Source organism: Ensifer sp. LC11 (genome assembly GCF_001695835.1).
In the GTDB taxonomy this organism is placed as follows: Bacteria; Pseudomonadota; Alphaproteobacteria; order Rhizobiales; family Rhizobiaceae; genus Ensifer.
The window spans coordinates 44,197-69,402 of record NZ_MBSO01000023.1; the positions used below are offsets into that span (position 1 = coordinate 44,197).

21 protein-coding genes are annotated in these 25,206 nt (G+C 63.4%); 16 read left to right on the top strand and 5 right to left on the bottom strand.

Annotated features, from left to right (window positions below; all coding sequences use genetic code 11):
* The first annotated feature begins 39 nt into the window (after positions 1–39).
* From BBX50_RS16550 to BBX50_RS16560, 3 genes are read left to right on the top strand one after another with little or no spacing between them, the layout of a single operon-like run.
* Positions 40–648 (top strand): PAS domain-containing protein, encoded by a 609-nt coding sequence (locus BBX50_RS16550; RefSeq protein ID WP_065776424.1) that lies wholly within the window; start codon positions 40–42, stop codon positions 646–648.
* Positions 645–1,622, top strand: a complete 978-nt coding sequence (locus BBX50_RS16555) for a hypothetical protein (protein ID WP_065776425.1) — start codon at positions 645–647, stop codon at positions 1,620–1,622. The genes BBX50_RS16550 and BBX50_RS16555 overlap by 4 nt, the downstream gene beginning before the upstream one ends.
* Entirely contained in the window at positions 1,619–2,641 is a 1,023-nt protein-coding gene (locus BBX50_RS16560) for a pyridoxal-phosphate dependent enzyme (RefSeq protein ID WP_083213707.1), read from the top strand. Before BBX50_RS16555 ends, BBX50_RS16560 begins: the two co-directional genes overlap by 4 nt.
* On the opposite strand, the gene BBX50_RS16565 is transcribed toward BBX50_RS16560, so the two are convergent.
* On the bottom strand, positions 2,631–3,572 hold the full coding sequence (locus BBX50_RS16565; protein ID WP_065776426.1) for a LysR family transcriptional regulator: 942 nt from the start codon (positions 3,570–3,572) through the stop codon (positions 2,631–2,633). The genes BBX50_RS16560 and BBX50_RS16565 overlap by 11 nt on opposite strands.
* Before the next feature lie 111 nt (positions 3,573–3,683).
* Between BBX50_RS16565 and BBX50_RS16570 the strand changes: the two genes are divergently transcribed.
* From BBX50_RS16570 to BBX50_RS16620, 11 genes are all read left to right on the top strand, one after another.
* Entirely contained in the window at positions 3,684–5,483 is a 1,800-nt protein-coding gene (locus BBX50_RS16570) for an adenine deaminase (protein ID WP_065776427.1), read from the top strand.
* 57 nt (positions 5,484–5,540) lie between these two features.
* Positions 5,541–6,941 carry an NCS2 family permease gene (locus tag BBX50_RS16575; protein WP_065776428.1) on the top strand — a complete coding sequence of 467 codons (1,401 nt, stop codon included), beginning with the start codon at positions 5,541–5,543 and terminating at the stop codon, positions 6,939–6,941.
* A gap of 61 nt (positions 6,942–7,002) precedes the next feature.
* A complete protein-coding gene (ade, locus tag BBX50_RS16580) occupies positions 7,003–8,799 on the top strand; it encodes an adenine deaminase (RefSeq protein ID WP_065776429.1) in 1,797 nt (598 codons plus the stop codon).
* Between the two features lie 535 nt (positions 8,800–9,334).
* On the top strand, positions 9,335–11,011 hold the full coding sequence (locus tag BBX50_RS16585) for an EAL domain-containing protein (protein WP_065776430.1): 1,677 nt from the start codon (positions 9,335–9,337) through the stop codon (positions 11,009–11,011).
* Between the two features lie 146 nt (positions 11,012–11,157).
* Positions 11,158–11,676, top strand: a complete 519-nt coding sequence (locus BBX50_RS16590) for a ubiquinone biosynthesis methyltransferase UbiE (protein WP_065776431.1) — start codon at positions 11,158–11,160, stop codon at positions 11,674–11,676.
* Positions 11,673–12,848, top strand: a complete 1,176-nt coding sequence (locus BBX50_RS16595) for a class I SAM-dependent methyltransferase (RefSeq protein ID WP_065776432.1) — start codon at positions 11,673–11,675, stop codon at positions 12,846–12,848. Before BBX50_RS16590 ends, BBX50_RS16595 begins: the two co-directional genes overlap by 4 nt.
* Positions 12,845–15,205, top strand: a complete 2,361-nt coding sequence (locus tag BBX50_RS16600) for a SpoIIE family protein phosphatase (protein ID WP_065776433.1) — start codon at positions 12,845–12,847, stop codon at positions 15,203–15,205. The genes BBX50_RS16595 and BBX50_RS16600 overlap by 4 nt, the downstream gene beginning before the upstream one ends.
* Positions 15,206–15,209: 4 nt before the next feature.
* Complete coding sequence (locus tag BBX50_RS16605) at positions 15,210–15,770, top strand: ATP-binding protein (protein WP_065776434.1); 561 nt, start codon at positions 15,210–15,212, stop codon at positions 15,768–15,770.
* A gap of 13 nt (positions 15,771–15,783) precedes the next feature.
* Positions 15,784–16,125: an STAS domain-containing protein gene (locus tag BBX50_RS16610; RefSeq protein ID WP_065776709.1), complete on the top strand. Its 342-nt coding sequence runs from the start codon at positions 15,784–15,786 to the stop codon at positions 16,123–16,125.
* Between the two features lie 333 nt (positions 16,126–16,458).
* Entirely contained in the window at positions 16,459–17,136 is a 678-nt protein-coding gene (locus tag BBX50_RS16615) for a FadR/GntR family transcriptional regulator (protein ID WP_065776710.1), read from the top strand.
* Positions 17,133–18,440, top strand: coding sequence for an MFS transporter (locus BBX50_RS16620; protein WP_065776435.1), 1,308 nt, complete (start codon positions 17,133–17,135; stop codon positions 18,438–18,440). Before BBX50_RS16615 ends, BBX50_RS16620 begins: the two co-directional genes overlap by 4 nt.
* Positions 18,441–18,508: 68 nt before the next feature.
* Here BBX50_RS16620 and BBX50_RS16625 read toward each other — a convergent pair whose 3' ends face one another.
* Entirely contained in the window at positions 18,509–19,723 is a 1,215-nt protein-coding gene (locus tag BBX50_RS16625) for an MFS transporter (RefSeq protein WP_065776436.1), read from the bottom strand.
* A 328-nt stretch (positions 19,724–20,051) separates the two neighbouring features.
* Between BBX50_RS16625 and BBX50_RS16630 the strand changes: the two genes are divergently transcribed.
* Positions 20,052–21,272, top strand: coding sequence for a DNA-binding protein (locus tag BBX50_RS16630; protein ID WP_065776437.1), 1,221 nt, complete (start codon positions 20,052–20,054; stop codon positions 21,270–21,272).
* Positions 21,273–21,282: 10 nt separating this feature from the next.
* Positions 21,283–21,924 (top strand): PQQ-binding-like beta-propeller repeat protein, encoded by a 642-nt coding sequence (locus BBX50_RS16635; RefSeq protein ID WP_065776438.1) that lies wholly within the window; start codon positions 21,283–21,285, stop codon positions 21,922–21,924.
* Between the two features lie 325 nt (positions 21,925–22,249).
* Here the strand turns inward: BBX50_RS16635 and BBX50_RS16640 are convergent, their stop codons facing one another.
* The 3 genes from BBX50_RS16640 to BBX50_RS16650 all read right to left on the bottom strand — a co-directional run bounded on the left by BBX50_RS16640 (position 22,250) and on the right by BBX50_RS16650 (position 25,199).
* A complete protein-coding gene (locus BBX50_RS16640; RefSeq protein ID WP_065776439.1) occupies positions 22,250–23,080 on the bottom strand; it encodes an alpha/beta hydrolase in 831 nt (276 codons plus the stop codon).
* An 83-nt stretch (positions 23,081–23,163) separates the two neighbouring features.
* The gene (locus tag BBX50_RS16645) at positions 23,164–24,762 is read right to left on the bottom strand and encodes an MFS transporter (protein ID WP_065776440.1); all 1,599 of its coding nucleotides are present in this window, start codon (positions 24,760–24,762) and stop codon (positions 23,164–23,166) included.
* Positions 24,759–25,199: a DoxX family protein gene (locus tag BBX50_RS16650; RefSeq protein WP_065776441.1), complete on the bottom strand. Its 441-nt coding sequence runs from the start codon at positions 25,197–25,199 to the stop codon at positions 24,759–24,761. Before BBX50_RS16650 ends, BBX50_RS16645 begins: the two co-directional genes overlap by 4 nt.
* Between the last annotated feature and the right edge of the window lie 7 nt (positions 25,200–25,206).

A 25,206-nucleotide genomic window follows, 5' to 3' on the forward strand; every position in this document is an offset into this window, starting at 1 on the left:
GCATGCTTTAAAGCTTGCCAACCAAACAAAGGGAAGGCCGTGAAACCCGAACTCCGCCCGCACGTGCTTGTCTGCGACGCGATCGCCTTGCTGTTCCAGCCCTATGCCGAGGTCGTGCTGCATGACCTCGCGACCGAAACCGTCGTCCACATCGCCGGCAATTTCTCCAAGCGCGAGATCGGCGAGCCTTCGCTGCTCAGCGAAATCGGTTTCAGGGAAGCGGACGGGGTCATCGGTCCCTATGAGAAGGTCAACTGGGACGGGCGCTCGATCAAGTCGATCAGCGCGGTGCTGCGCGAAACGACCGGCAAGGCGATCGGTGTGCTCTGCATCAACGCCGATGTCTCGGACTTTCACGCGGCGCTGCGCACGCTCAATGCGCTTGTCCGCGTGTCGGTCAGCGACAAGCCCGAGAGCCTGTTCAAGGAGGACTGGCACGAGCGCGTCAACGAATATGTGCAGCAATGGACGGCGGCGCGCGGGCTGACAATCTCGACGATGAGCCGGAGCGACAAGCAGGCGCTGGTGATCGCGCTCTCCTCAAATGGCGCCTTCGGCGGCAAGAACGCCGCCTCCTACATCTCCCGCATCCTCGGCATGGGCCGGGCGACCGTCTACAAATATCTGAGCGAAGGCAGCGCGCCATGATCGTCATCGACCGCGAAAAACTTGCGCGCCTGTCCCTACTGACGCTTGCGGCCCCGGCGATCCGCGACGCCTATATCGCCGTCACCGACGGCCGCGCCAACCTGCCGCCGGTCGGCTATCTGCCGCTTCACGGCCGCAATGCCGATTGCCACATCAAGTACGGCTACATCGAAGGCGATCCGATCTTCGTTGTGAAGATCGCCTCCGGCTTCTACGACAACCCGGCCAAGGGACTACCTTCGAGCAACGGCATGATGCTTGCTGTCTCCGCCGAGACCGGCGATGTGGCCGCCGTTCTCGACGACAAGGGGTTGCTGACCGATCTGCGCACCGGCATCGGCGGCGCCATCGCAACCATGGCCTTGTGGCGCGACGACGCCCGAAGGATCGGAATCGTCGGAACCGGGACGCAGGCCCGCATCCAGATCCGGGCGCTCGCGGCACTCTCGGATCGCCCGCTGAACTTCACGGTGTGGGGACGGTCGCTAGACCGCGCCGAAGCCGTACTCGGAGATCTCACGGACCTTGACCTTGCCATCGAGGCGACGGCCGACCTCGAAACGCTGTGCCGCCGTTCCGACGTGATCGTGACGACGACCCCATCGAAAGAGCCGCTGATCCGATCAGCGTGGATCGGACCCGGCGCGCATATCACCGCCATGGGCGCGGATGCGCCAGGCAAGCAGGAACTCGATGTCGAACTCATCACCCGCGCGGACCGTCTTTTCGTCGATCTCGCCGAGCAATGCCTGGACCACGGCGAAGTCTCCGCTGCGGCCCAGGCTGGCCTGATCGACGAAGGCCGCTGCGTGGCGCTCGGCGCGGTTCTTTCCGGCACAGCACAAGGCCGACACGCGCAGCAGGACATCACCATCGCTGACCTGACGGGGATTGCGACGCAGGACATCGCTATCGCCCGTACCGCGCTTAAGGCGCTCGGTCTGCTTGGGCGCGCGGAAGGAGCAAGATCATGAACAAGGACATCTTCGAGACCGCCGCAAGCGCCGTCAGGGCGCGTCAGCGTATCCGCCCTTTCATCTATGAGACGCCGCTGATCCCCTCGCGCGCAATCGGGCGGCAAACATCCTCGACGGTGTTGTTCAAGGCGGAGAACCTGCAGTTGACCGGTTCCTTCAAGATCCGAGGCGCTGCCAGCAAGATGACATCGCTGCCGCGGGATCAGCGGGTCATCACCGCGTCGTCCGGCAACCACGGCATCGGCGCTGCCCATGCGGCAAGCACGATTGGCCAAAAACTGACCGTCGTGCTGCCCGAGATCGTCAAGGCGGCGAAGCTCGAACGCATCCGCACCTATGGAGTCGATGTCATTCTCCATGGCGCGGAAACCGGGCTTGCCGAGCAGCATGCGCAACGGCTCGCAGCGACGGAGAAGCTCGTCTATGTCTCACCGTACAACGACCCGGACATCATCGCCGGACAGGGCACCATCGCGCTCGAATTGCTGGAACAGGCGACCCGCATCGACAACATCTTCGTCGCCATGGGTGGTGGCGGGCTGATCAGCGGCATCGGTTCGGTGCTGAAGAGTTTCAGACCGCACACCCGTGTCATCGGCGTTTCGGCGGCGAATTCGGCAGCACTCGCGGCCTCGATGCGGGCCGGCCGCGTCGTCGAAACCGATCATTTCGACACGCTCGCGGAGGCGGTCGCCGGTGGTCTCGATGAAGACAGCCTGACGCTCGGGCTGTCGATGGCCGTGATCGATGAGGTCGTGACCTGCACGGAAGCGGAAATCGAAGCGTCGATGCGCGACCTGCTTCTGGATGAGCACATGCTGGTCGAAGGGGCTGCAGCACTCGCGCTCGCCGGTTTCCGGAAGGTCGCGCAAAAGTGTGCCGGCCAGACCAATGTCGTCCTGCTCTGCGGTGGCAATGTCGACGGCGCCAGCGTGTTGCCTGCGTTGCTAGGTTGTCAGCAGCCCCCGGACAGAAGTGGCTCCAAGCGGCACCACGTAGAGCGCGTTAAAGGCTGACCCGCTCGACATAGTAGCGCGGGATCTTCACCCGATCCCGGTCGCGATAGAAGTCGATGCAGAAATCGACGAAGGCCTTGAAGCGCTTCGACACGTGCCGACGGCGCGAATAGATCAAATTGATCGCCGTCTGCGGTGACCGCCAGTCTGATAGCACCGGCTCCAGCAGACCGGCCTGCCGCTCGGTCTCGACGAAGAAGTCAGGCAGATAGGCGATGCCCTCGCCGGCGACCGCAAAATACTTGATCGTCCAGTAGTCGTTGGTGGTGCAGGTCGCCGCCGGCAGCAGGTCCACCTCGTCTTCGCCGGCCTGCGTCAAGTACCAGGACTGCAGCCGCGTCGGCTGGCGGAAAACGAGACCGCGGTGGCCGGAAAGTTGATCCGGGTTTTCCGGCTGGCCGTGGCGAGCGATGTATTGCGGGCTTGCAAACAGCCCGTAGGATGAGACCGAAAGCCGGCGACTGATGTAGTCCACATCCGATGGCTCGCCCCAGTGAAAGATGCCGTCGAGCGCCTGCTCCGTGACATCGGAAAAAGGTTGGCGCGAGGAGAGAAAGACGACGTCGAGATTGACCTGCGGATATTGCTGGCGAAAGGCGTAAAGCAGCTCCGAGGTGATCGTCGTGCCGAATTCGCCTGTTGAACCCACCCTCAGCGTGCCCGCCACCTCCTGGCGCATCTCCGCCATTGCGGTCGCCGCATCGTCGCAGTTTGACTGGATGAGCCGCGCGTAGCGCAGGAATTCCGCACCCGCATCGGTCACGTGCAGTTGGTGCCCTTCGCGCACGAAGAGCTCGATGCCGAACTCGTCCTCCAATTGCCGGATCTTGTGGCTGAGCGTCGACTTTGGCAGCCGATGCCGCCTGGAAGCCGCTGAAATCGAACGGGAATCCGCAACTTTCACAAAGCAGTCTATGAGTGACAGGTCCATATTTCGTCCAAAATCTTGGATGATATGTTCGTAAATTAGAGCATTTCGGCCCATTGTGCAAACGATTGGGAATTGGGAATAATCACTGGAGCTAAGGGAGAAGAGGTTCCAGTGAGCGATATCAGAGAATTCATTCGCGCCGCATCGGGCACCGGCGGCAAGGCAACGCTGGCGATCCGGGGTGGCCGCCTGGTCAACGTCGTTTCGGAAGAAATTTATCAGGCCGACGTCGCCATCTATGGCGAGCGCATCATCGCCGTCGGCGACATCTCCGACTATATCGGCCCTGAGACCAGGATCGTCGACGCGACCGGCAAGTACCTCGCACCCGGAATGATCGACGGGCATCTGCATGTCGAGTGCTCGAAGATGTCGCTGACGAGCTTCGCCAAGGCCGTCGTTCCGCTCGGCACGACCTCGATCGTCACCGGCCTCGACCAGATCATCGTCGTCGGCGGCCCGGCTGCGGCGCGCGAGTTCCTCGACGAAGCCAAGCAGACACCTTTGAAAGTCTTCTGGGGCGCGCCCTGCAAGACGCCCTACACCATGCCGCGCTCGACGGTCGGCCACTATTTCAGCCCGGCCGACCACCAGGCGACGCACCACTGGCCGGAATGCGTCGGCATATGGGAGACCGTGCGCGAATTCATCCAGGAGGAGGATGCCGACGTGCTGGCGGCGCTGGAGCTTGCCGAAAAGAGCCGGCTGCCGGTGCTCGGCTGCTGCCCGATGACCCGCGGCGCGCGGCTTGCCGGCTACCAGCAGTCCGGTGTGCGCGCCGACCATGAGAGCTACACGCCCGAGGAAATGCTAGAAAAGCTGCGCGCCGGCATGCATGTCGTGGTGCGTGAATCCTCGATCTCGCACTTCCTTTCCGAAAATCTGCGCATCGTCACCGAAATGGGCGCCAAGGCGCTTCGGCGCATCAGCTTCTGCACCGATGACGTGGTGGCGAGCGACATTCTGAAGCGCGGCCATCTCGACAACATGGTGCGCATGGCGATCGCCATGGGCATCTCGCCGATGGCCGCGATCCAGATGGCGACGATCAACGGCGCCGACGCGCTTCGGATCGACGACAAGGTCGGCTCGATCTCGCCCGGCCGCGCCGCCGACATTCTGCTCGTCAACGACCTTCGCAACTTCAACATCGAAACGGTCGTCGCCAAGGGCGAAGTGGTAGCCCGCGCCGGCAAGATGGCAATCGAGCTGACGCCGCCCGAACGCAGCGTCGCCCTGCTCAACTCGGTCAAGGTCGCACCGCTTCAGCCTGGCGACCTGAAGGTTGCCTATGACGGCGTCGGCGACACGGCGGAAGCGATGGCGATCGCCGTAACCCCGGAGAAGATCTTCGTGCGCACCCGTCGCGACGTGACGCTTGCGGTCAAGGACGGTCAGGTGTTCGCCGATCCGGCCAGGGACGTGCAGTACGTGACGGTCGTCGAGCGCTACGGCAAGACGAACAACCGCCCGGTCGCCTTTGCCTCCGGCTTCGGCTTGCGCGAGGGCGCGATCGCCAGCTCGACCGCCCCAGACGACAACAACATCATCTGCATCGGCGCCGATCTTGAGGACATGCGCATCGCCATCAACCACCTGATTGCCAACAATGGCGGCCAGGTGGTGGTCCGCAACGGCAAGGTCGAAGCCTTCCTGCACCTGCCGATCGGCGGCATCGTCTCCGACATCGAACCGGCCGAAATGGCGGCGCTGGAAGACCAGCTCGACGATGCGGCCCGCGCGCTCGGCTGCCGGCTGCCCTGGCCCTTCATGTACATGTTCGTGCTGCAGATCACGGCGATCCCGGAATATGCGATCACCGACCTTGGCGTCGTCGATTGCGTCGGGCTCAAGGTGATCTCGCCGTTTGCACCCGCCGGTGGGGACGAGCGCGCCGAAGCCGCGGAATGATAGCTGGAGGGGGTCGGTCATGCCGGCCCCCTTCTTCGTTTAAAAAAGGGGAACAAAATGAACTATCAGAACAAGACCGTGGAGGCGGCCCCAGGCCCGGAGACATCCTGGCTCGGCGCACTCCTTGACCGCTATTTCCAGATCTCGCAGTTCGGCTCGACCGTCCGCACCGAGATCCTCGCGGGCCTCACCACCTTTCTCGCCGCCTCCTACGTCATCGTCGTCAATCCATCGATCCTGGCGCATGCCGGCATTCCGTTTTCGGCAGGGGTGACCGCGACGGTGCTCGTCAGCTTCATCGGCAGCTGCGCCATGGGGCTTTATGCGCGCAGCCCCATCCTGGTGGCGCCCGGCATGGGCATCAACGCGCTCTTTGCCTACACCATGGTCGTCGGCGCCAAGGTGCCGCTTGAAATCGCGCTCGGCTGCGTCTTCTGGGCCGGCGTGCTCTTCACCGTCATGGCCTTCTTCAACCTGCGCCAGACGATCATCGAGTCGATCCCGGTTGATCTGCGTTATGGCATCGCCTGCGGCATCGGCCTTTTCATCGCGCTGATCGGTCTGGAAAACGCCAAGTTCATCGTCGCCAACCCCGATACGATCGTCGGCCTGACGCAGTTCAACCCGGTGACGCTCACCTTCATCGCCGGTTTCGTGCTGACGGTGGCGTTGGTGGTGCGCAAGGTGCCCGGCGCGATGATGGCCGGCATGATCCTCACCACCATCCTGTCGATCCCGATCGGCCGCTGGTGGGGCGACGGCGCCGCGTTCTGGCCGGAGACACCAGACGTGCACACACTCGTCAATTGGAGCGGTTTCTCGGCGGCACCGGATTTCAGCTTCGTCGGCCAGATCGACCTCATCGGTGCGCTCAACCTGATCTACCTGCCCTTCATCTTCGTCTTCCTGTTCACCAACTTCATCGAGGCTCTGTCGACCTTCCTCGGCCTTGCCGAAGCGGCCGACCTCAAGGATGAAACCGGCATGCCGCGCAATATCCGCGAATCGATGCATGTCGACGCGATCGCCGCGCTGATCTCGGCCCCGCTCGGCACCAGCCCGGCAACCGTCTACCTCGAATCCGGCGCCGGCATCGCCCAAGGCGGACGCACAGGCCTCGTCGCACTCGTCGCCGGCCTTCTCTTCGTGCCCTTCCTGTTCCTGTCGCCGCTATTGTCGCTGGTGCCGGCGGTTGCGACCGCGCCGGTGCTGATCCTCACCGGCCTCTTCATGTCCGAGCCGATCAGCAATATCCGCTGGAACACACTCGACGAGGCGATCCCGGCATTCCTCGCGATCGTGTTGATCCCGCTCACCTTCTCGATCACGCTCGGCCTGTCGCTCGCGATCATCGCCTATGTGCTGATCAAGCTGGTCTGCGGCCGGGCCGGCGATGTAAAACCGGTCATGTGGTTCGTCGCGCTGCTTGCCGCAGCACTCGTCGCCCAGACCCAGTAGTCCCTTCGGCGTCCTCTCTTGATAAGAGGACGCCGACATCGCCCATCCGAAGGAAACCATCATGCTTCAATCCTGGTCGAGAACCGCACCCGAACTGGTCGACGTCGCCATGGGCCGCAAGCCGGCCGATCTCGTGATCCGCAATGGCAAGTGGGTCAACGTCTATTCCGGCGAGATCATTCCCGGGACCGACATCGCCGTCAAAGCCGGCCGCTTCGCCTATGTCGGGCCGGACGCCAGCCACACCATCGGCGAAGGCACCAAGGTCCTGGACGCCGTCGGCCGCTATCTCGTGCCCGGCCTTTGCGACGCGCACATGCATGTGGAAAGCGGTCTCGTCACCGTCACCGAATTTGCCCGCGCGGTCATCCCGCACGGCACGACCACCATGTTCATCGATCCGCACGAGATCGCCAACGTGCTCGGCCTTGCCGGCGTCCGGCTGATGAACGAGGAGGCTGAGAGCCTGCCGGTCAACGTGCTCGTCCAGGTGCCGAGCTGCGTGCCGAGCGCGCCGGGCCTTGAAACCGCCGGCGCCGAGCTTTCAGCGCAAGATGTCGCGGAGGCGCTCGCCTGGCCGAACGTCATCGGCCTTGGCGAGATGATGAATTTTCCCGGCGTTGCCGGCAATGATCCGAAGATGATGGCCGAGATCGCAGCCACCCAGGATGCCCGCCTCACGGTCGGCGGCCACTACGCCTCGCCGCACCTCGGCCGCGAGTTCCACGCCTATGCCGCCGGCGGACCGGCTGATGACCATGAGGGCACGACGGTTGACGACGCCATCGCCCGTGTGCGCCAGGGCATGCGCGCCATGCTGCGCCTCGGTTCCGCCTGGTACGACGTCGCTGCACAGATAAAAGCGGTGACCGAATCCGGTCTCGACCCGCGCAATTTCCTGCTTTGCACCGACGACAGCCATTCCGGCACGCTCGTTCATGACGGCCACATGAACCGGGTCGTGCGCCACGCCATCGCCCAAGGGCTGAAGCCGGTCACCGCCATCCAGATGGCGACGCTCAACACCGCCCAGCATTTCGGTCTCGAACGTGAACTCGGCTCCATCGCGCCCGGCCGCCGCGCCGACCTGATCGTCACCTCGGACCTTGCCGCCCTTCCGATCGAGATGGTCTTTGCCCGCGGCGAACTCTTGGCCGAAGGCGGTGCGCTGGTGCGCGACATCCCGGCTTACGTCTATCCGGAAAGCGCCCGCAACACGGTTCATCTCGGCCGAACGCTGGCGGCCGGCGACTTCGACATCCCGTCCAATGCACGCGCGACACGGGCGCGGGTGAACGTGATCGGCGTTGTCGAGAACCAGGCGCCGACCCGCGCGCTTGAGGCCGAGGTCGCGATCGAAAACGGGCTCGTTCAGATGGATCGCAAGAATGACATCTGCCAGATCGCGCTGGTCGAACGGCACCGCGGCACCGGCGATGTCGTCAATGCCTTCGTTTCCGGCTTCGGCTACGACAGCGATTGCGCCATTGCCAGCACGGTCGCCCATGACAGTCATCACATGATCGTCGTCGGCACGAACAAGGCCGACATGGCGATGGCCGCCAACCGGCTGCAGGAGGTCGGCGGCGGCATCGTCGTGATCAAAGGCGGTCGTGAACTGGCCTTGGTCGAACTTCCCGTGGCCGGCCTGATGTCGGATCAGCGGGCGGAAGTGGTTGCCGAGAAGGCTGCAGCGATCGTCGAGGCGATGCGCGCCTGCGGCTGCCGGCTCAACAACGCCTATATGCAGCACTCGCTGCTGGCGCTCGTCGTCATTCCAGAGCTTCGGATCTCGGACAAGGGCCTGATCGACGTGCGCACGTTCCAGAAAACCGACGTCGTTTTGAGCACGCGTTAAAACGAATCGGCCGCCGGCAGCGGTGGCCGATCCCTTTCGCTCCGCTCCACCTTCCCGTTGATACGTCGGGTCGCAGAGCGACGGTCAGTCCCGCCCAATCCCCCGGAATCTTCCCTTATGGTTAATCAATGCCTAAACGGAAACAATCGCCCCGATTGCCCGGTCGGATTGTCCTCCTGCTCGCCCTTTCCGAAACGCAGTTGACGTCAGGATCCCACCGCAGCCATCGTCCCACAATGGGACAGGGCCGCCGATCGCCCCGCCGCGCCCCAATCAATCCTGCTCCAAATTGCATGCAATGATGGCAAATGGTACAAGGAGGAGCTTATATACAACCGTGTAGGGCAAAAGGTCTCGCGCTACGCGCACATGTTTGGCAACGAGGTTTCCACAGGCAACATCCAGCGCTTGGCAACAGCATTGACCCGGACAAGCTGTGCGGTAGCTTTGGAGAGGAATGAGCCAAACCGGAGCGCCGCTGAGCGAGCGCTTGCATTCCACGGGACGCGTTCGAAAAAGAAAGGCAAAGGCACGCATGCCGGATACTGATGCAACCTTGTCTGCTTCAGCTTCAGTGCAAGACCCCGTCACGGCCCGTCCGGACGAAGTTCTTTCGTTCTATGATGAGGCCTTTCACCTGACCAGTGCTTCGTCGGCACTCCAGGAAACCTATGAGGTCGGCACGCTGGTTGATGCGACCCTGTGGCATCTCTATCCCGAACTGCTTGCGCCCGCATCCAAGGCAACGGTCGAGACCGTGATCGCGAGCGGGGTGCCGCGGAGCGTCGAAGTCATCGACGCCGCCACCAGGTCGCGACGCACACTTCTCGTTTTCCGCGCCATGCGCGGCATCGGTGTGCTCGAAACCAGTGGCCGGTCGACCCGCCGCGAGGTCGGCAGCCACGGCGAGAGCGAACGGGCGCTGCTTCTGCACCAGGCAACCCACGACGTTTTGACGGGACTGCCCAACCGGCGGCAATTCAGCGACGATCTGCAGAGCATCCTGCCGACGCCCGGCGAAAAGCTGGCGCTGATGCAGATCGACCTCGACGACTTCAAGCCCGTCAACGATACGCTCGGTCACGGCGCCGGTGACGCTGTTTTGAAGATGGCGGCCGAACGCATAAGGGGGGCGCTCCGTGACGGTGAGATCGCCTATCGTCTAGCCGGTGACGAGTTTGCCGTCATCCAGCGGCACAGCGACCAGCCGGCGGACGCCGAATATCTCGCCGAGGCCCTGATCGAGGCGTTCAGCGAACCTTTCACCATCGACGGCATCTCCGTCTTCGTCGGCGCAAGCATCGGCATTGCCATTGCGCCGAATGACGGAAACGACATTGAGCAGCTGATGAAGGCTGCGGACATTGCGCTTTATGCCGCCAAGAAGGACGGACGGGGCCGGGCAAAGACCTTCAGCCGTTCCATGCTGATCGTGCTGGAACAGCGCGAGATGTTGCGCCGCAGTCTGCGCACCGCCCTTCAGGACAACCAGTTTTCGATCGAGTACCAGCCGCTGGTCGAGCCGCCATTTTCGATCGTCGGCTTCGAGGCACTGGTGCGCTGGCACCACCCGCTGGTCGGCACGATCCCGCCCAACGTCTTCATCCCGATGGCGGAATCCGACGGCCTGATGAACGAGATCGGCCAATGGGTGCTGGAGGAGGCCTGCCGGCAGGCCGCAACCTGGCCATCGCATTTCACCGTCGCCGTCAACCTGTCGCCGGCGGAATTCCTCAGAGAGGGCCTGACGGACCGGATCGCCCAGGCAATCGACATGGCTGGCCTGCGCGCCGACCGGCTTGAGCTCGAAGTCACCGAATCGGTGCTGCTCGAGCGCACGACCAACAATCTCGACACGCTGAACACACTGAATGTCCTGGGCATTCAGATTTCGCTCGACGATTTTGGTACTTTCTATTCCTCGCTCAGCTATCTCAAGAACTTCCCCTTCGATACGATCAAGATCGACCGCTACTTCATCAAGGATCTGGAGAACGACGAAAAAAGCCAGACGATCGTTCGATCGATCATCGGGCTCGCGCATGGCCTCGGAATGCGCGTGACTGCCGAAGGCGTCGAAACGGTCGGGCAGGCCGTCTGGCTTCGCAAAGAGGGATGCGACCGGCTGCAGGGCTATTTCCTCGGCATGCCGATGCCGGCGGAAGCCATCGGCGCCTACCTTCGACGGTCGTCGGCAATGGCGACACTGTAATCGCGCATCTGTGCGTTGCGCAGCATGCGGCACCACGCAAAGTCTGGGTTGTTTTGGTGCAAAATCACGGGGTTGGGTCGTTAGAAATCATTATAGAAAGTGCTTTATGGCCGTGGCAGAGTTCGGCACGCGGAGGACATTGCGGCATGGGTGCTAGTGTCAACAAGACCACGGAAACGGCTTTCGAGCCCTTGCTTCAGTTCGATATGGAGATGGAAGACTTCCTCTCGGACTGGCACCATTGCGATCATGTCTCGACCTACCTCGCCCGGATGATCAGCCACAACAGGACCGATCCGGTACGGCATTCGAACTTCTTTTCGTCCGCCCTCAACGAGCTCCTGGAGGTCTCGTTTCGCGGCGGCACCACCGACGGCAAGATCGGCCTGGCAATCTATCGCCAGGGCGCCACGGAGCGGGTACAGCTGAGCTTTCCCTGCCCGCCGGGGCAGGCGCGCTTCTATCGCGAGGCGGTCTCGAAAACCCGTGAGAGCGATGCCCAGGCCCGCTATCTCGACGCCATTTCCAACGACCTTGCTCCCAGCCGGGAATCGGTGCTTCTGGACCTCGCTGTCAACTATGACGCCCGCCTCCGGCTTGACGAGGATGCGGCTCCGGCCATCACCCTGATCGTGGATCTTCCTCTTGAAGGAATGGTGAGTTGATCGCGGCGAGCCTTCCTCAGCGTTTCAAGGTCGACTTCGATCCCAACAGCCAGATCTTCTCGCTTGCCGGAACGATCCGGCCGCGATCGATCGACGAAATCGCCGAGAGTATCCAAGCGCTCAGGGAAGCGATCGATACGGTGCGCGGCGTCCTCTACATCGATGTGAAGCGCCTCATCCAGATGAACAACACGGCCTTCCAGGCCTTCATTCGGGTGGCCCTCGACGCCTGCCGGGAGCGGTCCGACCTGCGCCTGATCGTCGTCACGTCAAGCGTCGTCAGCTGGACGACGCGCATGTTCCGGCACTTGAGCACGATCGAGCCGCAGATCTCCGTCGAGGTCTATGACTCGATGTTCTATCCCGGCCAGGACTACTTCGAGGACACGAGCTTCATTCCCATCCTGCGCGCCCAGACGAAATTGACCTGGCGCCACGAGCGCACCATCCTGCCGCGCCACGGCATGCGGCCCGGGATCGCCGTGGCCGACATCTGCTGCGGCATCGGCGATTTCGCCGTGCTCGCGCAGAAGGAGTTCCAGCCGTCGCGGATCGTCGCGCTCGACCACTCGAAGCCGAGCCTCGCCTATGCCCGCAAGGTGGCCGCCGAGTTCGGCGTGACGGGTATCGAATACACCTACGGCGATGCGTCGGAGATGCTGCTTGAGGACAACCAGTTCGACTTCGTGAGCTGCCGCCACTCGCTACAGGTCTTCAATCAGCCGGAGCTGCTTCTCAAGGAACTCTATCGGATCGTGAAGCCGGGCGGCCGCGTCTACATCACCAACGAGAAGAACTCGCACTGTCTCGGCGAGCCGCGGGCGCAAAGCATCCAATGGACCTACAATGAGCTCGCGCGGCTTTTGACAAATTTCGAAATAGATGTGGAGTTCGGGCCGAAGAGCCGGCGCTATCTTACCGACACGGGCTTCGACGACATCCTGGTCGAATCCTTCATGGTCACCAATCTGGACGGGGACCCACAGGATTTCGCCGACATCATCGCCGGCTGGGAGAAGATGTTTGCGGACATGGCGGTGAGAAACGGCGAAGCACCCGAATTCATAGAGCGGTTCCGCCAGGGCTTCCGGGATCACATCTTCGCTGCACTGCATCCGAAGGGCTATGCGGGCTGGCCTATCTGGGCAGCGTCCGGGCGCAAACCATTATGAACGCGAGCAATATCCAACGCCCCCGGTTCGGTTTGAGATCCTTTCGAGCCAAATTCGTGCTGGTCGTCGGCAGCGCCGTGCTCTTCGACCTCTTGCTGACAGGCGGTCTGGCACTCTGGAACGTTCAAAGACTGTCGCGCGACGCGACGACGGAGGTCGGGCAGGGCCTGCAGAACGCCAACGAAGATTACATGCTCACCTACGCGGAATCGACGGCCGCGCGGGTTAATCTTCTGCTGGGCCAGGTTCACGCCGACGTCGCCACGCTCGCGGGCGTGCTCCAGGCGCAGATCGACCGCCCCGTGCGCCGGTCCGACGTCGGTGAGGCACTTGCGCGGCACGCACCGGAATCCGTTACCGTCACTTACGATGCCAAAGGTGGGTGGGCGCAGAACCTTCCGGGACCGCTCTCGAGCGTAAGCGTATGGAGTTATCTCCTTGACCCCGACCACCGGCCACTACCCGAGGTGCAGACCGACATCGAGAACAGCGCCGTTCTCGATCTGGTTGCGCCAGCCCTGCTTGCGCACGGCCGCTCCAAACTGCAGATGTACTACGTCGGACCAAAGGAGCGGCCGATCTTGCGGATGGCGCCCTATGCCGATCAGGCGCAGACGTTCGACCGTCTCTACCCCGGTCACAACGAGGCCAACTTCTGGAACTTCTTCTTCCCCGGCCTCTACGAGTCCTGGGAGGAATGGGCGAAGTCTCCGAGCCTCAGGCCCGTTGCAGCCGATACCACGCAAACGGCACCTTATACGGATGCCGCCTCGGGCAAACTAATCGTCAGCTTCTTCCAACCGCTCTGGACGCCCGACCGCAAAGGTGTCGCCGGAGCGACCGGAACCGACATCACGCTCGACCAGCTGGCCGAGGTTGTCGAAAGCGTCAAGGTCGGCGACAGCGGCTTTGGCTTCCTGGCGATGTCCGACGGCAACGTGCTTGCGATCAACCCGGTCGGCGAGAAGGTGATCGGCCTGCAGCGCTCGAGCGACACCGGCGGTCAGGGCGTCACCGGCCTCGAGCGTTCGCTGCGCCGCAGCGTACAGCCCGCAATTGCAGAGCTGTCGCTTGGCACCGATGGCGCCATTCAGCGGGTGCTGCTCGACGAGGCTGGTGAAAAGGTCCCCTATCTCATCCTGCTGAAGCAGCTCGAGCCAGAAAACCTCTGGGTGTCCGGTCCGGTGCGCCGTGAGACCATGTCGATCGGCATCGTGGTGCCGGAGCGGGAAATCTATGCCTCGCTGTTTGCGGCACAGGCGAGTATCTCCGAAGCGACGAATCGTATCCTCATCTACCAGATCCTGGCCCTGCTCGCCTCGCTGCTGTTCGTCACGCTTGCCGTGTTCGGCATATCCAAGCGCGTGACCCGCAGCATCAGCGCGCTCGCGGGTGCTGCGACGCGCATCGAAGCCAAGGACTATTCGGTCCGCGTGCCGATTACGACGCGTGATGAGGTCGGTGAAGCGGGCATCGCCTTCAACCGGATGGCGGAAGAAATCAGCTACCACACCGAGAACCTCGAAAACCTGGTTACCGAACGCACCAAACAGCTCGAGGACGCCAACCACCAGATTTCGACGCTGAACACGCAGCTGCGCAGCGAGAACTTGCGGCTTGGCGCCGAACTCGCGGTCGCCAAGCAGATCCAGATGATGGTGCTGCCCAAGGCCGGCGAACTCGCCGAAATCGCCGACCTCGAAATCGCCGCCTATATGCGGCCGGCCGACGAGGTGGGTGGCGACTACTACGATGTGCTTCGCGATGGCGAGCGGCTGAAGATCGGCATCGGCGACGTGACCGGCCATGGGCTGGAAAGCGGCGTGCTGATGCTGATGGTGCAATCCGTCGCACGCGCCCTGCAGGAGGCCGGCGACATGGACCCGCAGGAATTCCTCAATCGCCTCAACCGCGCCATCTACAAGAACATCGTGCGGACCAATACCGACAAGCACCTGTCCCTGGCATTCCTCGACTATGAAGGCGACCGTTTGACGCTGTCGGGACAGCATGAGGAACTCATCGTCGTGCGCAAGGGTGCCGAAGTGGAGCGGATCGACACGCTCGACCTCGGCCTGCCGATCGGCCTCGAATCCGACATTTCGCGCTTTGTCGCAACCCGTGAGATCGCTTTCAGCCGGGGCGACATGATCGTGCTGCACACCGATGGCGTAACCGAAGCGGTGAACGCCAAGGGCGAACTGTTCGGCATTGAACGGCTATGCGCGAGCGCCGGGAAGTTCTACGGACAGAGCGCCGAGGACGTCAAATCAGGAATTCTCGAAGACCTGATGACGCATATCGGCAAGCAGAAGATATATGACGACATCACGCTCGTCGTCATGAGACACAGGTGATCAGATGACCACGCTCTACGGATTGGCGGACCTGACGATCGGTGCCCATCAAAGAATGACGCGGCTGCGCCTCTATGACGGGCCGCTCGATTTGAGCTGGAAGCACTGCGCGATGGCCTCGGACTTTGTTGCTGAACTTGCAGCATTGCGTTACCGCGCCTCGCGTAACACCTATCGCGAAGTGCGACACAACATCGGCTATCTGACTAACGAGCTGGTCGAGAACGCGGTAAAGTTCCGCGCCTCCGGCGCCGTCATGGTCGAAGCCGCGCTCGAGGCCAACAGCTTCCGCACGAAAGTGTCGAATGTCATCGACAATGAAGCGGCGGCCCGCTTCCAGGAGCTGCTTTCCGAGATCGCCGACGGCGATCCCGGTGACCTGCTCATCGAGCGCATCGAAGCCAACGCAATCGGGCTCGGCAAGACCGGGTCAGGGCTTGGTCTTTTGACGCTGATGAGCGATTATGGTGTTCGTTTCGCTTGGGTTTTTGGTGCCCAGGGAGACGACGGAGAAACGTCGCTGGAGACCTATGCCTCCATTGCGGTCCCAGACCTCTCGAACTGATGAGCCGATGAATATGGAAAACAAGGACGAAGAAGAGTATCGCGTTTGGTCCGAGGGCAACGATATCCATTTCGAAGGCACCATGCGGCTGCCGGGCACGGAAGCCTATGCTCCCATCTTCTCGACCGTCATGGGCGTGCTCGACACCGAGCCTGACCACGTGACGATCGATCTGACCGAATTGCAGTTCCTGAATTCGTCGGGGATCAACCTGCTTGCCAAGCTCACCATCGAAGCGCGCAACCGGCCGAACGTGCAATTGACGGTGCGCGGAACCTCCGAGATTCCGTGGCAATCGAAATCCCTGCCGAACCTCAAGAAGCTGCATCCGGGCCTCGACCTCAGGCTTAACTGAGGTCGGCCTCGGGCCAGAGCGCCGTGCGTTCAACTGAACGCACCAGGACGCACTAGCACTTTGATTCGAGAGCATCTTTCCGCCCCCAGTGGCTCCACTTGAAAGCGGGATGCTCTAAGAGAAAAGCCTGTCGTCTGAAGTGCTGACCAAGTTCCGCGACGCCGGCGCGCCGGTTCGCCTTGGTGCCTGCTCGAAGCCACCCGCCAATCAAGACCTGAAACCGGGAGCGCGACTTCCGGTGCCGGGATCGCGCGTCCACGCCGATCCACACGCTTGACTCCGCCGGCAAGCGCGCCTAACAGTCAAATCATCAGATGACTTGATGAGCGGATGATGCAGCCAGTCAATCGTACCAACCTGACCGAGAGCGCGGCCGAAAGCCTGCGCGCAGAGATCCTGAGCGGTCGCTGGGCAATCGGAGAGCGCATTCCCAACGAAACGGCGCTCACCGAACTGCTCGCCGTCAGCCGTGGCACCGTGCGCGAAGCTGTTCGGGTTCTGATTTCGAAGGGTCTACTCGACGCCCGCCAGGGCTCCGGCACCTACGTCCGCTCAACGGTCGATACGTCAGGCGCCCTCGACCGGGTCAAGCGAACCGGTCTGCGTGACCAGTGGGAAGCACGAGCAGCGCTCGACGTCGAAGCGGCGCGCCTTGCAGCACTCCGTCATACGCCTCAAGACCTCGAACGGATGCTCACGCTGCTCAAGGCCCGCGGCACGGTGGCGGACGGTGGACGTGACGCCTTCAGTGCACGGGACATCGCCTTTCACCGATCAATCGTCGAGGCGTCGGGCAACCGCGCAATCGTCGAGCTCTATGATTTCTTCACCTCGGCCATCCTCGAAACCATCCACTCGACGCTCAATGGCGACCTGCCCGAACCGGATGACCGGGCACATGCGGCAATCGTCGAGGCGATTGCAACCGCCGATCCGGACCGGGCCGCGAGCGCCGTCCGGGCATTCATGGCCCCCGTCCTCGATGAACTAAAACGGCTTCTTGCGCAATGAACCAGGCGTTTCGGGACCCCCATCAGCTTGAGACCGGCGAACGGCTGGAGCTCGAAGACCAGCTCATCGACGCGGAGGCCGACAGCCTGCCGGCGCCGCAACCGCCTGTCTTGAGCCGCCGCGCCCGCATCCTTCTCGGTGCCAGTCTCGTGCTCATCGCCTTCAATTTGCGGCCGCTGTTTTCAAGCCTGTCGGTGTTGTTGCCCGAAGTGATGCAGGCAACCGGCTTGTCGACCGCCAGCGCCAGCGTGCTGACCACTCTGCCGGTGCTCTGCCTCGGGGTGTTTGCGCCGCTCGCGCCAAAGCTCGCCCAGCGCTTCGGCGCCGAGCGCACCCTGCTTGGCGTCCTCTTGCTCCTGACGCTGGGCACCGCCCTTCGCGGTGTTCAGTCCGTGCCGCTGCTCTTCCTCGCAACCTTTGCCGCGGGCGCTGCGATCGCGATCGGCAACGTTTTGCTTCCCGGTCTCGTCAAGCGTGACTTTCCCGACCGGGCGGCGATGATGACCGGGCTCTACACCATGGCGCTTTGCGCAGGTGCTGCAAGTGCTGCCGGCCTGACGCTCTCGATCGAACACCATCTCGCCGGTTCCTGGTCCGGCGCGCTCGCCGCCTGGGCAATGCCCGCGCTCATCGTTCTATTGATCTGGGCGCCGCAGGCCTTGCGCGGCAAGGCGCAGGCGCGCCACAGCGGTTTCCGCGTCGTCGGACTCTGGCGCGACCGGCTCGCCTGGCAGGTCACGCTGTTCATGGGATTGCAATCGGCACTCGCCTATTGTGTCTTCGGCTGGATGGCACCGATCCTTCGCGAGCGCGGGCTTGACGCGGCGACGGCCGGCGCCGTCGTCTCGGCCTCGATCATGATGCAGGTCGTCACCTGCCTGCTCGTGCCGTCCTTCGCCATCCAGCGCCGTGACCAGCGCGCGGTCTGCGTCGCTCTGGCGACGGCTGCCGTCACCGCTCTCATCGGCCTCCTCTTCGCGCCGCTTTCGACCGTGCTCATCTGGGCCGTACTGCAGGGCATCGGACAGGGCGGCCTGATCGCGGCGGCGATGACCCTCATCGTGCTGCGCTCGCCCGACTCCCATGTCGCAGCGCACCTCTCCGGCATGGCCCAGGGCGTAGGCTACGTGCTCGCTGCCATCGGCCCGCTGCTCGTCGGTTTCATCCGCGGCTGGACCGGCAGCTTCGCCGCAAGCTCTATCCTTTTCCTTGCCCTCGGCGTTGGCGTGGCAATCATGGGCATGGGCGCCGGCCGGGCGCTGCAAGTCGGCGCACGGACCATCAAGATCGACGGCGGCCGATAGGCGGCCGCCGAGCGATCGGTTCGGGCTCCGCCTCCTGGGCCGAGCCCTTTCTCATCCGGCAAAGCGTATCACGCCGCAGCAACGGCCGGCTGATACCTCGGCGCCGGCCTGAACATCAGCGCGATCAGGAACGCCCCGAGACCGATGCCCCAGGATCCGACATAGAGCCAGGTATAGCTCGCCAGCGCATCGTAGATCATGCCACCGGCCAACGGTCCCGTCGCCATGCCCAGACTGCCGGCCATGGCCGTCCCGCCGATGACGGTCCCCATCATCCTGAGCGGGAAGTTTTCGCGGGCAAGCACCGCATAGAGCGGCATGACGCCGGCATAGATGAAGCCGAAGAGGGCCGCGACCGCATAGAACGAGCCGATCCCCTGGGCAAAGACGTAGGCGAGCGCCCCAAAGGCCTGGGCGAGCAGCCCGAGAACCAGGATGCGCTTGGCACCGAAGCGATCGCCGAGGAGGCCGAAGACGACGCGTCCGCCCATTCCGGCAAGGCCCTCGACGCTATAGATCGACACGGCCGCCATCACCGGAATGCCGCAGGTAATGGCATAGCTCACCGTATGGAAGATCGGACCCGAATGGGTGGCGCAGCAGAAGAAGTTCGTCATGAGCAGGATGATGAACAGCGGCGATTTCAGCACCTGGCTCGTCGTCATCGACGATTGAACCTCGTCCTGCGAAATCGCCGCGGCAGCGCCAGCGGCAAGTGCCGGCGCCTGACGAACGAGAAGCGACACCGGTATCATCACGACCGCCACGACGACAGCGATGATCTGTAGCGCGGTTCTCCAGTCGTAGGCGGACACCAGCCACGCGGCGAAAGGCGACATCGTCATCGGCGCCATGCCCATGCCGGCCGAGACGAGCGATACGGCAAGGCTTCGATGCGTGTCGAACCAGCCGGTGACACAGGCCATCATCGGCGCGAAGATCGCTGCCGTCGCGGTACCGACAACGACACCAAAGATGATTTGAAACGCGATGAGCGAGGTCGACCAGCTTGCCGCCGCCAGGCTCGCAGCCAGAAGCACCGAACCGATGAGGACGATCGGCCGCGCACCCCAGCGGTCGGAGAGGCTGCCCCAGGTGATGCTGGCAAAGGCCATGGCCAGGAAGCCGATGGTCATGGCGCTGGAAACGCCGGTGACCGACCAGCCGGTGCCGCGCGAGATCGGCAGCAGGAACACCGGAAGCGAGAACATGGCGCCGATCGCGAGACAGCCAAGCAGACCGCCTGCCGCCACGATCACCCAACGATACTGCGAATTGCTCATTGCAATCTCCCTGGTGGCGTCCGGACAGTCTGCCGGCAACGCCGAAATCGTACAAACGGATCGCACGGGAAGCCGAGGCGCGCGGCCTCTTGCCCACCCGCCTGCTGGAAGACGCCGTCACCAGGCAGAATCCGACACCACGCCCACCAGAATCTCATAAATGTTGCAGGTTCGCGCCTGGGCGCGTCCGTTGGCACATTTTCAACCGGGCCTTGTCGCTGGCCACTTGATTGTGCCGCGAAGGTCCAGTCTGTTGATCGTCGCTCTTCAAAGAATAGATAGAGGCCAGGGCACCGTTTGCGGGAGTGACAAGTGTGACGGGATTTCGATGGATTCGCTGATCACCGCCGCGGCCCAGGCGCTGGCCCGCGGCGACCCGCTCGGCGCGCTGAAGCGGGTCGCGTTGCGCGACGATCCCCCGGCGCTGGCGTTGCGCGGCATCGCGATGGCGCAGCTCGGAGATTTTGTCCGCGCCAAGGTCCTCTTGAAAAGCGCGGCGCGCGCCTTCGGCCCGCGGGAGGCCGTGGCGCGGGCGCGGTGCATCGTTGCCGAGGCGGAGATCGCCATCGTCTCACGCGATCTTTCCTGGCCGATGGCGGCACTGGAGGACGCCTGCGCGACGCTCGACGCTCACGGCGATCACCTTAACGCCGCCCATGCGCGCAATCTCGGCGCCCGGCGCCTGCTGTTGATCGGGCGTCTGCACGAGGCCGAGCAGATGCTTTCAGCCACCGATCCTGCGCTGCTCACGCCGCCACCCAGAGCCGCGCATGAACTCGCGGTTGCAGGCATCGCCGTTCGCCGGCTTCAAACGTTGACGGCCGCCACGGCCTTCGCTCGGGCAGCGGCGGCCGCAAAGGCGGCCGGCATCCCGGCCCTGATGGCCGAAGTCGAAAATGCGGCCGCCGTCCTGACGACGCCAGCCGCCCGTCTTCTGGCCGGCGGCCAGGAACGTCTGTTGTTGCTTGACGAGGTCGAAGCACTGTTTCTTTCCGGTTCCTTCGTCGTCGACGCTTGCCGAAACCTCGTCTGCCAGGGTGCAGCAACGGTTACGCTCGCCACACGGCCAGTGCTGTTTGCCCTGTTGCGCACGCTGAGCGAAGCATGGCCGGCCGATGTATCGCGGCGCACGTTGCTTGCGCGTGCATTCGGCGCACGGCAGGTCGACGAATCCCACCGCGCAAGGCTGAGGGTCGAGATCGGTCGACTGCGCGAGGAAGTGCGGGCGCTCGCGGATATCACCGCGACCAGCGACGGCTTCAGGCTGTCCCTGCGCAATGACCACGCGGTTGTCGTCCTTGCGCCGCCGGCCGACGAACGACATGCGGCGATCTTGGCGCTGCTTGCCGATGGTGAAGCCTGGGCGAGCTCTGCTCTTTCGATCGCACTTGGGGCGAGCCCACGCACCGTGCAGCGGGGGCTCGAGGAACTTGCATCCGAAAACAAGGTGCTGCCGATCGGGCGCGGGCGGGCGCGCCGCTGGGTGCGGCCGCCAGTTCCCGCATTCCCGACAGTGTTGTTACTCCCCGGCCCCCTGCCGATCGATTAGGATTGAAACCATGAAACGATCCGAAGCCGAAATTCTCCGCGAATATGGCCCCTTTCCAGGCGTCGACCACGTGCATGGCGTGACCTTCGACGGCCAGAACGTCTGGTTCGCCGCCGGAGACACAATCAACGCCCTCGACCCGGAAGGCGGCAGCACCGTACGCTCGATCGAGGTCGCGGCACATGCCGGCACCGCCTTCGACGGCAAGCACCTTTTCCAGATCGCCGAGGATCGCATCCAGAAGATCGATCCGGAGACCGGGCGCGTGCTGGCGACGATCCCCGCTCCCGGAGGAGGAGGCGATTCCGGGCTTGCATGGGCGGAAGGTACGCTCTGGGTGGGGCAGTATCGCAGCCGGCAAATTCACCAGATCGACCCGGAAACGGGAGCGATCCTTCGCACCATCGAATCCAAGCGCGTCGTAACCGGGGTGACCTGGGTCGACGGCGAACTCTGGCACGGCACCTGGGAAGGCGACGACAGCGATCTCAGGCGCATCGACCCGCAGACCGGTTCGGTGCTGGAGACAATCGCCATGCCATCCGGAACGGGTGTCTCGGGATTGGAATCCGATGGTAGCGACCGCTTCTTCTGCGGTGGCGGCGGCAGCGGCACGATCAGGGCCGTTCGTCGCCCGCGGCACGCTCGCTGATTTCCGACCGCCTCAGGCAGGAACTTGAGGCCGCAAAGCCCGCACCGCGGTCAACGCGGCGCGGGGGCGACGGCACAATGCATCTCACTAGAGCGCAGTGCGTTCATATGAACGCACTAAGAACGCTCTAGCACTTTGATTCTAGAGCATCTTTCCGCCTCACGTGAACCCACTTGAGAGCGGGATGCTCTAAGTGCGCAAGGTTGCTGCCGCACTTTGCTGCACGCTTCACATCCCCAAGCCATGCCGACCAGAGGACACATGCAGTGGTGAATGTCCTGGCACGGTCCGCAGATGCCCGGACGCTGCGGATCGTGCCCTCTCTTTAGGCCCGAATGAAGGCAAGCAGGTCGGGATTGATCACGTCGGCGTGGGTTGTCAACATGCCATGTGGATAACCTTCGTAGACCTTCAGCGTGCCGTTCTTCAAAAGCTTGACGGCCAGTCGGGCGCTGTCGTCGATCGGCACGATCTGGTCGTCGTCGCCGTGCATCACCAGCGTCGGTACGTCGATCGCCTTCAGGTCTTCGGTGAAATCGGTTTCCGAGAATGCCTTGATGCCTTCGTAGTGCGCCTTGGCACTGCCCATCATGCCCTGCCGCCACCAATTGCGGATGACGCCCTCGGATGCCTTGGCGCCGGGCCGGTTGAAGCCGTAGAAGGGTCCGGTCGGAACATCGAGGAAGAACTGGGCGCGGTTGGCGGCAAGTGCCGAACGGAACCCGTCGAACACCTCGATTGGCAGGCCACCGGGATTGTTGGCCGTCTTGACCATGATCGGCGGCACCGCACCGACAATGATGAGCTTGGCGACCCGGCCGCCGCCATGCCGCGCCACATAGGCAACCGCTTCGCCGCCGCCCGTGGAGTGGCCGATGTGGATGGCATCGCTCAGGCCGAGCTTGGTGGTCAGTGCTGCAACGTCCTTCGCGTAATGGGCAATATCGTGCCCCTCGCTCACCTGCGTCGAGCGACCATGGCCGCGGCGGTCGTGGGCAATGACGCGATAGCCCTCATTGACGAAATAGAGCATCTGCGCGTCCCAGTCGTCCGCCGACAACGGCCAGCCGTGGTGGAAGACGATGGGCTGGCCCGAGCCCCAATCCTTGTAGAAGATGTCGACGCCGTCTTCGGTTCTGACGAAATTCTCGGTCATTGGAACGGTTCCTTTCTGGGTTCGAAGAGATGGTTGGTTGTGCCTTGCGCAGCGCCGCAATGCGCAGCGCAAGGCCGGCCGCATCAACCGAGATGAGGTCGATTGATTGCGAGCAGGTGGTGCACGACCGGCATCGCCGGTCCTTTGTGAAAACGGCGGACATCCGCCTGGATGTCGGCATCGGCCTTGGAGACGCGCTTGTGCTGTCTCAAATGCTCGGCCCAGGATTCGACCATGAACCACTCCACCATCCGGCCGGGGTCCGCCGCATCCTCTGTCACGCCCCAGCCGTAGGCGCCGTCACGCCGACGCTCGTGTGACAGGCGGGCGAGGGCCTTCAGGAACTCGGAGCGATCGGCTCTGTCGACCATGTATTCGATCAGCACCAGCACAGGGCCGCGGTCGTGTTCCACCGGCTCACTGGTCAATGGCTCCGGCCAATGGTTGGAAGGAATGAGATCAGCCTCCCCCTTCGGCAGCTTCATCGCATGGAAGGCGAACCCGACACAGAGCAGACCGACAGCCGCCACCGCCAGGGTGAAGGGCACGCCGACTGCCTCGGCAACAGCGCCCCAGGCGAGGCTGCCGCCGGTCATCGCGCCGTTGAAGACAGTGAGATAAACGGCAAGCGTGCGCCCCCTTACCCAATTCGGCAGGATCGCCTGCGCGGTGCTGTTCAGTGTCGTCAGCGCCGTGATCCAGGCGGCGCCGCAGGCCAGCAGGGCCACGATCGCCACCCATTGCGCCGGAGCGAAAGAGAGCACGCCCATGACGGCCGCGGTCAGCATGGCCGACAACAGCAACAGCTGATCGGCATCCATTCGAGCGCGCAGGCGCGGCATGAGGAGCGCACCGCCGATCGCGCCGGCGCCGACGGCGCCGAGCAGGATGCCGTAGAAACTGGCGCCGCCATTCAGAAGCTGGCGGGCGACCAATGGCAGGAGCGCCCAAATCGCACTTGAAAACGCAAAAAACACCGCCGCGCGCAACAGTACCACATGCAGCTCATGGCTGGCGCGGGCGTAGCGCAAGCCGGCCCGAAAAGCGCCGAGGAAGCGCTCGGAGAGAGCGTCGTCCTCCGGCACCTGCCGCCGCCACCAGAGCAGCGCCGCGATCACGAAGACATAGCTGATGACATCGACGCCATAGGTGACGGCCGCGCCGAACCAGGCAAGCAGCAGGCCGCCGAGCGCCGGACCGATCGCACGGGAGATGTTGATGCCGAGCGAGTTCAGTGCCACCGCGCCCTTGACGTCTTGCCTGGACACGAGTTCCGGCACGATCGCCTGCCAGGTCGGAGCGACGAGTGCCGCGCCGATACCACCGACAAAAGTGAGCGCAATCAGCGACGTCACGGACTGCAGTCCGGCGGCGGAAAGAAACAAAAGGCAGAGGCTTGCGGATGCGAGCAGGAACTGGACGGCAATCAGGAATTTGCGCCGGTCGAGGATGTCGGAGAGCACGCCGGCCGGAATGGCGAGCAGGAAGATCGGCAGGGTCGCGGCCGCCTGAACCATCGATACGGCGGCGGGCGTTGCCGACAGATCAGTGACGAGCCAGGAGCTCGCGACATCGCGGATGAAGCTGCCGGTGTTGCCGATGATCGTCGCCACCCACAGGACGGCGAAGACCTTCTGGCGGAGCGGCGCAAAGGTGCCGGTGCTGGTTGCCGATGCCGTCATTGGGCACTCCTCCGTCCAGACGCTCGCTCCCGCAGATCGTACCAGGCAACGAGCACGAAGGCTCCGACAAGGCCGATATGCTCGAAGAAGCCGTTCATCGCCATCGCGCGCTCCGCGCCCGGCGGCAGCTCCCAGAAGCGAAACGCGAGAAACGTGGCGGCGAGTGTGAAGGCCGAAAGCGCGCCTGCCGCGACCCAGCGGTAGATGCCGGCGAGAATGAGCGCTGACATCGAAAGCTCAAAGACGATCACGCCGACGGCGAAAAGCGGTGCTGGGTTCAAGCCGAAATGCTCCATCTCGGCGAGCGCGCCTGAAAAGTCGAGGATCTTGACGAGCGGCCCCTGGATGTAGGCCGAGCAAAGGGCGAGCAGCGCCAGAAAATGCAAGGGGCTGGTCGTCGCTCGGACGCGGTGGTCGGGGCCCGCAATATTGTTCATGTCGCGA